This window comes from Aminobacter sp. 01T433 (genome assembly GCF_056398585.1).
On sequence record NZ_JBFTPR010000009.1, the window covers coordinates 122,218 to 134,790 of the forward strand.

14 protein-coding genes are annotated in these 12,573 nt (G+C 62.1%); 7 read left to right on the plus strand and 7 right to left on the minus strand.

The annotated features are described in order from the left end of the window. The first annotated feature begins 12 nt into the window (after nt 1-12). On the plus strand, nt 13-996 hold the full coding sequence (gene ubiU, locus AC1DLV_RS17395; RefSeq protein ID WP_476801259.1) for a ubiquinone anaerobic biosynthesis protein UbiU: 984 nt from the start codon (nt 13-15) through the stop codon (nt 994-996). Nucleotides 997-1,000: 4 nt separating this feature from the next. Continuing rightward, a complete protein-coding gene (ubiV, locus tag AC1DLV_RS17400; protein ID WP_476801146.1) occupies nt 1,001-1,900 on the plus strand; it encodes a ubiquinone anaerobic biosynthesis protein UbiV in 900 nt (299 codons plus the stop codon). 22 nt (nt 1,901-1,922) lie between these two features. Here ubiV and AC1DLV_RS17405 read toward each other — a convergent pair whose 3' ends face one another. Then, the gene (locus AC1DLV_RS17405; RefSeq protein WP_476801147.1) at nt 1,923-2,204 is read right to left on the minus strand and encodes a DUF2249 domain-containing protein; all 282 of its coding nucleotides are present in this window, start codon (nt 2,202-2,204) and stop codon (nt 1,923-1,925) included. 211 nt (nt 2,205-2,415) lie between these two features. On the opposite strand from AC1DLV_RS17405, the gene hemN reads away from it, so the two are divergent. Continuing rightward, a complete protein-coding gene (hemN, locus tag AC1DLV_RS17410; RefSeq protein WP_476801148.1) occupies nt 2,416-3,768 on the plus strand; it encodes an oxygen-independent coproporphyrinogen III oxidase in 1,353 nt (450 codons plus the stop codon). A gap of 73 nt (nt 3,769-3,841) precedes the next feature. On the opposite strand, the gene AC1DLV_RS17415 is transcribed toward hemN, so the two are convergent. From AC1DLV_RS17415 to AC1DLV_RS17440, 6 genes are all read right to left on the minus strand, one after another. Then, a complete protein-coding gene (locus AC1DLV_RS17415) occupies nt 3,842-5,740 on the minus strand; it encodes a nitric oxide reductase activation protein NorD (RefSeq protein WP_476801149.1) in 1,899 nt (632 codons plus the stop codon). Between the two features lie 10 nt (nt 5,741-5,750). Beyond that, entirely contained in the window at nt 5,751-6,563 is an 813-nt protein-coding gene (locus tag AC1DLV_RS17420; RefSeq protein ID WP_476801150.1) for an AAA family ATPase, read from the minus strand. Between the two features lie 73 nt (nt 6,564-6,636). Then, entirely contained in the window at nt 6,637-7,983 is a 1,347-nt protein-coding gene (locus AC1DLV_RS17425; protein WP_476801151.1) for a cbb3-type cytochrome c oxidase subunit I, read from the minus strand. Between the two features lie 18 nt (nt 7,984-8,001). Next, entirely contained in the window at nt 8,002-8,454 is a 453-nt protein-coding gene (locus AC1DLV_RS17430; RefSeq protein ID WP_476801152.1) for a c-type cytochrome, read from the minus strand. A 160-nt stretch (nt 8,455-8,614) separates the two neighbouring features. Beyond that, nucleotides 8,615-8,893 (minus strand): cytochrome C oxidase subunit IV family protein, encoded by a 279-nt coding sequence (locus tag AC1DLV_RS17435; RefSeq protein WP_476801153.1) that lies wholly within the window; start codon nt 8,891-8,893, stop codon nt 8,615-8,617. Nucleotides 8,894-8,898: 5 nt separating this feature from the next. Further along, nucleotides 8,899-9,453, minus strand: coding sequence for a cytochrome c oxidase subunit 3 (locus AC1DLV_RS17440; RefSeq protein WP_476801154.1), 555 nt, complete (start codon nt 9,451-9,453; stop codon nt 8,899-8,901). Nucleotides 9,454-9,565: 112 nt separating this feature from the next. Here AC1DLV_RS17440 and AC1DLV_RS17445 point away from each other — a divergent pair, with 112 nt between their 5' ends. The 4 genes from AC1DLV_RS17445 to AC1DLV_RS17460 all read left to right on the plus strand — a co-directional run bounded on the left by AC1DLV_RS17445 (nt 9,566) and on the right by AC1DLV_RS17460 (nt 12,472). Continuing rightward, nucleotides 9,566-9,721 (plus strand): hypothetical protein, encoded by a 156-nt coding sequence (locus AC1DLV_RS17445; RefSeq protein ID WP_476801155.1) that lies wholly within the window; start codon nt 9,566-9,568, stop codon nt 9,719-9,721. 20 nt (nt 9,722-9,741) lie between these two features. Next, on the plus strand, nt 9,742-10,191 hold the full coding sequence (locus tag AC1DLV_RS17450) for a hemerythrin domain-containing protein (RefSeq protein WP_476801156.1): 450 nt from the start codon (nt 9,742-9,744) through the stop codon (nt 10,189-10,191). A 207-nt stretch (nt 10,192-10,398) separates the two neighbouring features. Continuing rightward, nucleotides 10,399-11,517 carry a copper-containing nitrite reductase gene (gene nirK / locus AC1DLV_RS17455; protein ID WP_476801157.1) on the plus strand — a complete coding sequence of 373 codons (1,119 nt, stop codon included), beginning with the start codon at nt 10,399-10,401 and terminating at the stop codon, nt 11,515-11,517. 76 nt (nt 11,518-11,593) lie between these two features. After that, nucleotides 11,594-12,472: an SUMF1/EgtB/PvdO family nonheme iron enzyme gene (locus AC1DLV_RS17460; protein ID WP_476836198.1), complete on the plus strand. Its 879-nt coding sequence runs from the start codon at nt 11,594-11,596 to the stop codon at nt 12,470-12,472. Nucleotides 12,473-12,573 lie beyond the last annotated feature (101 nt).

Genomic DNA, 12,573 nt, shown 5'->3' on the forward strand with positions numbered 1-12,573 from the left:
GAGCCAGGACGCATGGAACTCGTCTGTCCGGCCGGCACTCCTGCGACGCTGCGGGCCGCGGTGCTTGCCGGTGCCGATTCAATCTATTGCGGATTCCGCAACGAAACCAACGCGCGTAATTTTCCGGGGCTGAATTTCTCGACGGAGGAGTTGGCCGAAGGCGTGCGCTTTGCCCATGCCCATGGCAAGAAAGTTCTCGTTGCCATCAACACATTCGCACATGTCGGCCGTATCGAGCTTTGGCAGAAGGCTGCCGACGAAGCCATCGCATGCGGTGCCGATGCCATCATCGCCGCCGACATAGCCGTCCTCGACCACATCGCGAAGAACCACCGGGATGTCCGCCTTCATCTGTCGGTCCAGGCTGCTGCAGCGACACCGGAAGCCATCGATTTTTATACGCGCGAATTCGGTGTCCGGCGCGTCGTGCTGCCACGTGTCCTGTCGATCCAGGAGATCACGGCACTCAACCGGAAGATCGACGTCGAGACGGAAGCCTTTGTCTTCGGTGGCCTGTGCGTGATGGTCGAGGGGCGCTGCTACCTCTCCTCCTACGCTACCGGGAAATCGCCGAACCTCAACGGCGTCTGCTCGCCACCCGAAATGGTGAGCTACGATGAGGATGCGCGGGGCACGACTGCCAGGCTCGCTGGCTTCACCATCGACCGCTATGCGCCCGGTGCGCCGGCCGGGTACCCAACCTTGTGCAAGGGCCGGTTCAAGGCTGGCGACAAGACCTCCTACCTGTTCGAAGATCCGGTCAGCCTGAATGCCGGAAGCATGCTTTCGGGATTGAAGGCGGCCGGCGTCACCGCGCTCAAGATCGAGGGGCGCCAGCGTGGCAAGGGTTATGTCACCGAGGTCGTCGGCGCCTTCCGCAGGGCGGTCGATGCAATCGATGCCGGCGGAGATGCAATCGAGATCGACCGCATCCTCGCGGGCATGTCGGAAGGCGGCAAGCAGACAGCCGGCGCCTACAGGAAAACGTGGAGATAGACCAATGTGGCCGACAAAGCTGACCCTGGGTCCCGTATTCTTCCATTGGCCGGCCGAACGGCTCGTCGATTTCTACAGGCGCATCGCCGACGAGGCGCCGATAGATCGCGTCCATGTCGGCGAGGTCGTGTGCGGCAAGCGCCTGCCGTTCTCCGATCCGGTCTGGCCCGATGTCATCGAGCGCCTCGAGCGAGGCGGCAAGGAGGTGGTGCTGTCGACGCTTGCCGCACCTGCCAATGTACGTGAATGCAAGGTGGTCCGCGAACTCTGCCATGACACGCGCATGGTCGAGATCAACGACATAACCGCCATACCGAGCAGGCGGGGTCAGCCCTTCGTGGCCGGCCCGTTCATCAACGTCTACAATGAAGGCACGGCACGCTTCCTCATCGCGCAAGGCGCGCAAACGATTTGTCCGCCGGTTGAGCTATCGCTGGCGAATGTGGGGGCCATCGCGCGCGCTTGCCCCGAGGCAGAATTCGAGATGTTTGCGTTTGGTCGCCTGCCGCTCGCCCTGTCAGGGCGCTGCTACCATGCGCGGCTTCATGGCCTGCACAAGGATTCATGTCAGTTCACCTGCGAGAAGGACCTGGACGGGCTTGCGGTGGATACCACCGACGATCAGGCATTCCTGGCGATCAATGGCGTGCAGACCCTGTCCAATCAGGTGCAGGCGGCCTGCCCCAGCCCCGCCGAACTCGCCGCCCAGCAGATACGACGCTTGAGGCTATCCCCCCAGAGCTGCGACATGGTGATGGTGGCGAAGATGTATCGCGATTTGCTCGATGGCAAGGAGGATGCCGAATGCACCCGCTTCCTGCTTTCCTGCCTCGAGCTGCCGGGCAGAATGGTCGACGGATATTTCCGCGGCAATGCCGGGTGCCAGCCGGCCGCCTTGCGTTGAAGGCGACCGGCCGACGAGGCGGTTAATGCTCGCCGCCGCAGGAGCCGCAGCAGGTGACGTCCTTGCGGCCGACCTGGACGCGCCAGACTTCAGGGCCCTGCTCCAGATAGTCCCATGAAAGCTGGCCGGGGAACGACATCTCCAGCTGGTAGTGCAGCGGACGCGGATCGTGGTCGCTGACGACGACGAAGGCGTCGCCGGGAGCAAGGGCCTCGGCGGTTGCGAATATTCGGGGATGACGCTCCATTGGCGCGATCGTCCGCACGTCGATGAGGGGTATCGTAGCCGTTTCCGCTATTGCCATGTCTTCGTGGTCCTTCGGCCGTGAAAAGAGAATGCCGGGAGAAACGGCCGCTATCCTCCCGCGCGGCGGACCCTAAGGCCCCAGCCGTCCGGCGAGGTTGTCGAAACGCAAACAAATCGGGGAATCGAACGCAGCTTGGCATTTCGCAAAGAGCATGGCCGGGCATGGCACTAGAACCGCCGCAAACCATTGCGACAGAATTGGAAGAGCCATGCCCGAATCAATCTTGCAGAAATACGGTGAAGCCCGGCTGCCTCGTTATACGAGCTATCCCACCGCGCCGAGTTTCTCGAAGTCGATCGGTGCTGGAGCCTATGGCGACTGGTTGGAGCAGCTACCCACGAGCGATGCCATCTCGCTCTACCTTCACATCCCGTTTTGCCGGTCGATGTGCTGGTACTGCGGTTGCCACACGACGATCACAAGGCAGGACCGGCCGATCCTCGACTATCTCAGTGTCCTGCGCGACGAAATCCGCATGGTCGCCGAGCGCATTCCGCACAGGCTGACGGCCGGCGAAGTGCATTTCGGCGGCGGCACCCCGACCATCATCTCGCCGGCCGAATTCCTGGCGCTGACAGCACTGCTGCGCGAACACTACGATTTCTCCGACACGACCGGCATCGCCGTCGAGATCGACCCGCGTGGGCTGACAGCGGAGATGGCCCAGACCTTGGGTGCCGCCGGAGTCAGCCGGGCCAGCCTCGGCGTCCAGAGCTTCGATCCGGTGGTGCAGAAGGCGATCAACCGCATCCAGAGCGAGAAGCAGACGGCGCAGGCGACCGATAGCCTGCGCCGCGCCGGCGTTGCCGGCATCAATTTCGACCTGATCTACGGCCTGCCGCACCAGACGGTGCAGTCCTGCATCGACACGGCAAATGCCGCAATCGCCATGCTGCCCGACCGCTTTGCCGTGTTCGGATATGCCCATATCCCCTCGTTCAAGAAGCACCAGAGGATGATTGACGAGAACGCCTTGCCCGATGGTCAGGCGCGCAACGAGCAGGCCGAGGCGATCAGTGAAACGCTGGTAGCAGCCGGCTACAGGCAGATCGGCCTCGATCATTTCGCGCTTCCCGGCGACGATCTCGTGCAGGTACAGGACGCAGGCAAGCTGAGGCGGAATTTCCAGGGCTACACCACCGACAATTGCGAAACGCTGATCGGTTTCGGGGCATCGGCAATAGGCCGGATGAACGATGGTTATGTTCAAAACGAAGTCGCGCCTGGGCTTTATGCCCAGCACGTCGCATCAGGGCAGCTGGCAACCGCCAAGGGCTATCGCCTGACAGCGGAGGATCGCCTGCGTGCCGAGATCATCGAACGCCTGATGTGCGATTTCGCTGTCGATCTTCCGACGATCTGCAGCGCCCATGGCTTTGACCCGGCACAGCTGCTCGCTGGCAACAACAGACTGGCGGCACTGGAGGAGGACGGTGTGCTCGATGTGAAGGACGGTGTGATCCGCGTCGGCCAGGAACATCGCTTCGTCATCAGGGCGGTCGCGGCTGCGTTCGACGCCTATCTCGACCAGTCGAACCGCACGCACAGCAAGGCGGCGTGAGCCGCGCAAACACCGAAAGCAAAAAGGCCCGGCTCTGGCGCGCCGGGCCTTTCGCTATCGCGACCTTGTCCCCCTATCCTGCAAGGCTGCGATAAATGGCGGGAAGTGCTGCAGGCAGCCGGTTGATGTTGCCGACCAGCGCATAGCCGTTCTGGCCGAACAGCGCCGGAACGTAGGATTTTGCCTCGCGGTCCACCGTCACGCCGAAGACGCCGAGTCCCATTCGGTGCGCCTCGATCACGGCACGGCGGCTGTCTTCGAGCGCGAACCGTCCCTCATAGTGATCGATGTCATTGGGCTTGCCGTCGGTCAGGACCAGAAGCAGCTTCTTTCGGTTGGGCTGCTTGCCGAGTTCGGCGGCCGCATGCCTGATGGCCGCGCCGATCCGCGTGTAATAGCCCGGCTTCAACGCAGCGATGCGAGACTCCACCACCGAACTCATCGGCTCGTCGAAAGCCTTGACCTCCTCGATGCGCACCCAGTCGCGCCGCCTCGACGTGAAGGTCAGGATCGAGTGATTGTCGCCGCAGGCGGAAAGCCCGTTGGCCAGGACCAGCAGAGCCTCCTTCTCGACATCGAGCACCCGGCGATTGTCGAACCAGGCGTCCGTCGACAACGACACGTCGACAAGGATGGTGACGGCGAGATCGTGCACCTGCGGCCGGCTCATGAGGTGGATACGGTCGCTGCCCTGCCCTCCCGCGGCGAGGTCGGTGCGGGCGCGCACGACAGCATCGAGGTCGAGATCGGCGCCGTCGAGCTGTGCCCGCAGGATCTCGTTGCGCGGTCGCAGCACCTCGAACTGACGGCGTACCCGGCGAATGAGGCGTCTGGTCTCGATATCCGGCTCGCCCGCGTCCCCAAGCGCCGAGGCCGGCGCGGCAAGAACCCGGCAGTGGTCCAGAAGATAGGTGCCCGAACGGAAATCCCATTCCGGATAGGTTCGCTCCGCCGTCAGCGGCGTCCGGTCCAGTGCTTCGGGCGGCAGGTCGAGGTCGAAGCGAAAGCGCGTGGCCGGCCGGCCCTTGCGCTCGCCCAGCGTCATGTCGTCGAGGTCCTCGGCAGCCTTGGCATCGTCGTCGGTGTCGTCCGAGGGACGGTCGACATTGACCATCTCGGCCATGGCGAGAATTTTCTCGAAGCGATTGAGGATGAAGGGGCTGCGCTCGTCTTTGCGCGGATCCGCATTTTCGCGAACGGCAACCTGACGCTCGGTTTCGACGCCCTCGGCCTCGCGGCCGCCGGCAATCGGCTCGTCTTCGCCACGGCGCGGTGCTGTCTCCACGCGCAGCAAGGCATCGGGCCAGAGCGGGACGGGCAGCATGGGCAAATATCCCGCCGGCGCGCGATGAGGGAAGATGACCGGCAGCGCATCGTCGGGCTGTTCCGCGCCCTTCCGCAAAAGGCTCGATATCCGGCCCTCGACCTGAAGTTCGACCGATGGCAGAGGGCCGCGCTGGCGCGCTTCCAGCGTCGCCGCCGCGAGGCGTCGGTAGCGCCGTTCGAACCCAGGGAAACTTTTGAGCACGCGGGCTATCGTCTCTTCGGCACGCGCCAGCATGGCCAGATCACGTTGAAGCGGATCCGCGTCCGTCACAGGCTCAAGTGACATAGTCGCCATGTAGGCGACCAGCCAGACATAGAGATCACGGTTGAGATCCTTGTCGGGGAAAAGATCGATCACGCCGGGCAGTATCAACGACGACATATCGCGCCCGGGCTGGGCCAGCTTTTCTTCGCCGAGCCCCATGCGCTGGCGCCATCCAAGCCGGTGGCCGGAGGCTTTCCCACGTGCGGTGGCGATTTGCACCGCGCCTTCACCGCCAAATCCGCGAAAACAAACCGCCAGCACTGGCTGCACATCGGCGAGCCGCACCGCCTTTTCGGGATAGCGGGGCCAGGTTTGTACATTGCCGATGAGACGGTGCCAGGCGCGCCCGACCGTCTCCTCCAGTTCAAGGAAGTCCAGCATCACAGGCGCCTCAGCGAATCAGGGAATCGGCCAGTTCTAGCAATGCCGTCTTGACGTCAGGCTCGTCGGTCAGCGGTTCGATCATCGCGGCAAGCACCGCTTCGCGCACCGGCACGCCGGCGTCGATGAGGCTGGCGCAATAGACGAGCAGCCGGGTCGACGCGCCCTCCTCGAGATCGTGGCCCTTGAGCGCGCGAATGCGTCGGGCGAGTTCGACAAGCGGCGCCACTTGCCCTTCGGCCAGGCCGCTTTCGGCCGAGACCACGGCGATTTCCTCGGCCTTGGGCAGGAAGTCGAATTCAATGGCGATGAAACGCTGGCGCGTGCTCGGCTTCAGGCTCTTCAGCAGGTTCTGATAGCCGGGATTGTAGGACACGACGAGCATGAAGGCGGACGGGGCCAGCAATTGCTCGCCGGTGCGTTCCAGCGGCAGGATGCGACGGTCGTCGGTCAGCGGGTGCAGCACGACGGCAACGTCCTTGCGAGCCTCGACGATCTCGTCGAGATAGCAGATGCCGCCCTCGCGCACGGCGCGGGTGAGCGGTCCGTCGACCCAGACCGTATCGCCGCCCATCAAGAGGTAACGCCCGGTGAGATCGGCCGCCGCCAGGTCGTCATGGCAGGACACGGTCGAAAGCGGCAGGCCGAGCTTGGCTGCCATGTGGCTGACGAACCGGGTCTTGCCGCATCCGGTCGGCCCCTTGAGAAGCAGCGGCAGCCGGCGCGCCCAGGCGCGTTCGAACAGGCTGCATTCATTGCCCGAGGGGCTGTAATAGGCGGGGCTGTCGGCGACAGGGCGGACGTTCGGCAGGGCGATGGTCATAGGGATCTCCACGGGAGGCAAGCTTAGATGCGGACACATGGCCCCGGACTGATCCGGGGCCATGTAATTGGCGTTACTCGGCAGGTTGGACGACGCGGGCCAGCTTTTCGCTGCGTTCGCGGCCTGGAACGAGCACGGCCCACATGAACATCAGCGCTGAGATGACCACGACGACGCCGGAACCGAGACGGATCCAGTAAAACAGCGCCAGCTGGTCCTGCACGTCCATGAAGCTTTCGCCCAGAACGCGCTGGAGATGCACCTGAACAACACCCGCGAAGGTGAGCGCGAAGGTCATCACCGACATGGCCGTGACCATCATCCAGAAGCTGACCATGTTCAGCCACTGCTTATAGGGCGCGCGACCGAGCATCTCGGGGATGGCATAGGCCATCATGGCGAGGTTGAGCATCACATAGGCACCGAAGAAGGCGAGATGCCCGTGGGCTGCGGTCAACTGCGTGCCGTGGGTGTAGTAGTTCACCGAAGACAGCGTGTGCAGGAACCCCCAGACGCCACCGCCGAAGAATGCCATCACCGAGCAGCCGATGGACCACAGAAGCGCGGCCTTGTTGGGATGGTTGCGGCCGGCCTTCCAGGTCATGTGGAAGGTGAACAGCACCATCGCAAAGAAGGGGGCGACTTCGAGCGTGGAAAACAGCGAACCGATCCACTGCCAATAGCCGGGCGCGCCGATCCAGTAGTAGTGGTGACCAGTGCCGAGAATGCCGGAAAACAGCGCCAGGCCGACGATGATGTAGAGCCATTTTTCCACGACCTCGCGGTCGACGCCATTGAGCTTGATCATCAGGAACGCCAGCACCGACGCCATGATCAGCTCCCACACGCCCTCGACCCAGAGATGAATGACGTACCACCAGTACAGCTTGTCGAGTGCGAGGTTGGAGGGGTTGTAGAAGGAGAACAGGAAGAAGATCGCCAACATCCACAGTCCGAAAAGCAGGATGTTCGTGATGGTTGTCTTGCGGCCCTTGAGCGACGTCATAGTGATGTTGAACAGAAACATCAGCACCACGACGACGATGCCGACCTTGATGATGAAGGGCTGCTCGAGAAACTCGCGGCCCTCATGGATGCGGAACAGGTAGCCGACCACGGCGATACCGGCAGCGACGAAGAACATCCAGAACTGGATGATCGCCAGTTTCGGGCTGTACAGCTCGGTCTCCGCCTCCTCGGGCAGCAGGTAATAGGTCGCTCCCATGAAGCCCATGAGCAGCCAGACGATCAGCGCATTGGTGTGGATCATCCGGACGATGTTGAACGGCAGCAGTTCGGAAAGCGTGTTGGGAAGCACGTAGATCATGCCGGCGACCACGCCGAAGGCGACCTGCGCCAGAAATAGGACGAGCGCGCCGTAGAAATAGGTCATTGCGACCTTTTGGGATTGGTATTTCATGTCTGTCTCCTTGGCGCCTCAGCCTGCCTCGTTCGGCGGCCACTTCTGGGTGTCGATGCGGCTCGTCCATTCGAGAAAGTCTGCGAGATCGTTCAACTCCCCTTCGGTGAGATGGAACTGCGGCATCTGGCGGCGGCCCTCGATTCCCGAGGGCTGTGCTGCCATCCACGCCTTGAGCGTTTCGCGTGCCCCTTCTGGGTCGCTTTCGCCGCCATAGCGCTTCCACACATTGCCGACTTCAGGCGCGAAATAGGCACCCTCGCCCAGGATCGTGTGGCAGTTGACGCAGGAATTCTTCTCCCAGACATGCTTGCCGCGCGCGACTGAGTCCGTCAGCGTCTTCTCGTCCGTGGAGGTGGTGCGAATATAATAATGGCTGTGGGCCGTCAGCCCGACGAAGATTGCAAAGAAGAAGATCGAACCGCCGTAAAAGACGTTTCGAGCCCCCGTTTTTGTGAGGCGTTCTGCCATCACGTGATCCTTTCCAGACTGTGACCGCATAAGCGGATCGGCCCAATCGTTTCCCTCCCGACGGGCAATTCCCGGCGGTCTCCGGCTGACCCGGATCGGAACCTTCTATGAGATTGGAAAAGGCGTTCTTTGCGTTTTGGCAAACAAACGCGCCTGGGACTCAGCCGGCAGTCAATGCGACGGCGATGGCCTTTGCCGCGGCTCCAGACATAAGGACCAGGCACCAGGCAAGCAGCGCGCGCCGCATCACCGTTTGGCTGCGTCCGCGCAAACCCAAGAAATCCATCACGACAAAGCGGGCCTTGAGCATGGCAAGGCCGAGAACAAACGTGATTGCCGTCGTCGCGCCTGCGAATCGCACGATCAGAACGCTCATGCCGGTGAGAGCGAGAAGGATAAGCCAGGATCTGGAAAGCCGATGTTCGGGGCTGTCTGTCATGCGACTCACAGGAGGTAGACCAGTGGGAACATGACGATCCAGATCAGATCGAAGACATGCCACAGCGTGGTGATGAGCACGACGTTGGAGCGCTCCATCCTCCAGCTGACGAGCAGCAGCACCAATGCACCAAAGACAACGTGCATCAGGTGGAAGCCGGTGAGGATGAAGTAGAGCTCGAAGAACACGCCATAGGCTTGATCTCCGGCATGGCCGATCTCGGCGCTGTATTCGAACAGCTTGATGGCAACGAACAGCAAGCCGAAAACCGCCGCCCCAATGAGTGCGGCCCTCGCCTGTCGACGCGTCGCGTCAGGCCGAGCCGCCCGCGCGGCCAGCCAGCCGCTGGTGAGAAGAACAGCCGTATTCAACGCCGCGAGCGGCGCGTTCAGATGCAGGCGCGCCGAGGCGAACTGATCCGCCTGCACCACACCGGCCACCATGAATGCGACGAGCAGAATGCCGAACGCGGCAAGCTCGCTCCACACCAATATCCAGAGCAAAAAATCGCCGGCATCCGGATCGTCTCCGGCCCGCGTTGTCGATACGGCCACATCCATGCGGCTTCATATTCATGCGCCCGACCTGCTTCTTTGCGATTGCGCAAGGTGGCGTGCACGAAAATCTGCAGGATCGCGCCGTCAACAGCACCAGCGTTCGGGAACCCGCGCCATGACCAATGCCCAGTTCGGACTTTCCGTAGCCACGCCGATCATCGTCGGCTTCGCGCTGCTGCTCTACAGGATGGGTGTTCTCCAGCGCGGCGGGGCGGCATCAGCCGTCCTGGCGTCAGTCGCCATCGCTGTTGTTCTCTTCTTCAACCAGTAGAAGTGCCAGAGCCAGCGGCGATGATCGAACCTACCCCCACGGCTGGTTTTGTCGAGCTGACCAGACTCTATCGCGCAACGCTGGAGATCTGCGACAGTCTCGAAGACGTCGCGGATTCTCTTCCTCGTCCTGATCGCAAACGCTGCAGGCAGATTGCGGCCACGCTCAAGCCGGCCATCAAAGCTGCGAACATGCTGGAAGAGAAAGTCCTCTTCCCCGCTGCCCTCGATCGCCTGCCGGCCGAGGATATAGAGGCGACAATCAACCGGCTCCGCGAAGAACATGTACAGGATGGCGCAGCGGCCGACGAAATCGTCCGTATCCTCGTAACCCTATCGCGCGGCGGCGGACGACGTTCCTGGGATGCCATAGGCTACATGTTGCGAGCCTATTTTGTGGCTGTTCGCCGCCATGTGGCATGCGAGCAGAGTTTGCTCGCTTCGCTGCGCGCCACCACCAATCCCCACTGAAACGGCAATCAAGCGAGACGATGCTTCGTCCGACTTGGCGAAGCATCCGAGCATCCCGTTGCGCCAACATAAAAACGTCTCGCGATAATATTCAAAAAAATATCGCACCGCAGCATTTGTTTGCGCTGGATCAAAGACTGGTTTTCATGAGGCCCCTATTCTCCTGATCGTAGTAACAGGCAACGTCACGCACTAAGGAGATTTGAAATGTTGACGCGACGCGAAGCACTCTTGGGTACAGCCACTGGTGCGGCTGCCGCAGCGATCTTGGGCTCTATGGCCGCAGCTCCAGCTTTAGCTGAGGTAAGCGCAGCCGATATCGCCACGCTGCCCCGGGTCAAGGTTGACCTTGTCGCGCCCCCCTTCGCACACGCCCATGACCAGATCGCCAAGGGCGGCCCGAAGGTGGTTGAATTCAAGATGACCATCAAGGAGCAGCCGATGGTGATCGACGGCGAAGGTACGACGCTCAGGGCCATGACCTATGAAGGCTCGATGCCCGGCCCATTGATGATCGTGCACGAAGGCGACTATGTCGAACTGACGCTGGTCAATCCCGAAACCAACGAGATGCCGCACAATATCGACTTCCACGCGTCAACGGGCGCGCTCGGTGGTGGTGCACTGACCAACGTCAATCCCGGCGAGCAGGTTGTGCTGCGCTGGAAGGCGACCCGCACCGGCACTTTCGTCTATCACTGCGCACCCAGCGGGATGATCCCCTGGCACGTGGTATCGGGCATGAACGGTGCGGTCATGGTGCTGCCGCGCGACGGGCTGAAGGACGAGGTTGGCAAGCCGCTGAAGTACGACCGGATCTTCTACATCGGCGAACATGACCTCTACATACCGCGCGATGAGAATGGAAAGTACAAGAAGTATGATTCACTTGGCGACAGCTATGATGAAACGCTCAAGGTCATGCGTGGCCTGATCCCGACACATGTCGTGTTCAACGGCAAGGTCGGTGCGCTGACCGGTGACAATGCGCTGAAGGCCAAGGTTGGTGAGACGGTTCTGTTCATCCACGCTCAGGCGAACCGGGACACCCGGCCCCACCTGATCGGCGGCCATGGCGACCATGTCTGGGAGCTGGGCAAGTTCGTCAACCCACCGGCCAAGGACCTCGAAACCTGGTTCATCCGCGGCGGATCGGCGGGAGCGGCGCTCTACACCTTCCTCCAGCCGGGCGTCTACGCCTACGTCAACCATAACCTCATCGAGGCTGCCGAGCTTGGCGCAACCGCGCATGTGGTGGTCGAAGGTGAGTGGAACGACGACCTGATGAAGCAGGTTCAGGCCCCCGGCCCGATCCCGACCAACTGACGGCGGACCTCAACGCTGCTTCTTACGGCCCGCCGGTACCTCCTGCGGGCCGTTTTCTTTGCAAAGGACCAAACCCATGAAGTTCGGCGGCATTCTCGTGACCACTGCCATCGCTGTCCCAGCCATCGCGCTGGCGGTCTTTTACCAGACAAGCGGGCCCGGCACGCCCACTGCTCTATCGGGATTGGCATCGCCGGCGACCGTCACCATAAACGCGGGCACCTTGGCCTATCGGCTTCCAGGCGAATTTCTCAAGGCCGAACGCCCGGTCGATGCTCCAGCGGAGGACGTACGCTTCCGCCGCCCGTTCGAGATCATGGCCTACCAGGTCAGCACCAGCGACTATGCGCTGTGTGTTGCTGACGGCGCCTGCGAGGCAGCCGAAGGCGCAAGTGGCAAAAATGGCAAGCTTCCTGCAACGGGCGTGAGTTTCCGTGACGCGATGGCCTATGCGAAATGGCTGTCGGATCGCACCGGCGAAACATGGCGGCTGCCCACCGACGAAGAATGGGCGTTCGCAGCCGCCGAACGGTTTGCCGACGACACGCTGGGGGTCGAAGACGGCAACAACCCCGCCGCACGCTGGCTCGCGCGCTATCGCAGCGAGGCCGAGTCCGCCAAGGGACGCGATCCCGAGCCCAAGCCCCATGGCCATTTCGGGGCGAATTCGAAGGGCGTCTATGATCTGGCCGGCAACGTCTGGGAATGGACCTCGACCTGCTACCGTCGAGCTTCCGTGAACAAGCAAGGCAACGTCGACAACAGCACCGACAATTGTGGCGTCAGGGTCACCGGCGGCCAGCACCGCGGCTACATGTCATTCTTCATTCGTGACGGCAAAAGCGGCGGTTGTGCTGCAGGCATGGCGCCCGACAATCTCGGCATCCGGCTGGTGAAGGAGCGCCCGTCGCTGTTTGCGGCACTCAAGGCCTTCTGGCGCAACGCTGTCGGTTAAGGCCGCCGTCGCACATCAACGAACCAATCAAGCAAGAGGCCCAGATCTCCTTCGGGAAATCTGGGCCTTTTTCATCTCGCGGTGGCTTACGCGGGCAGTCG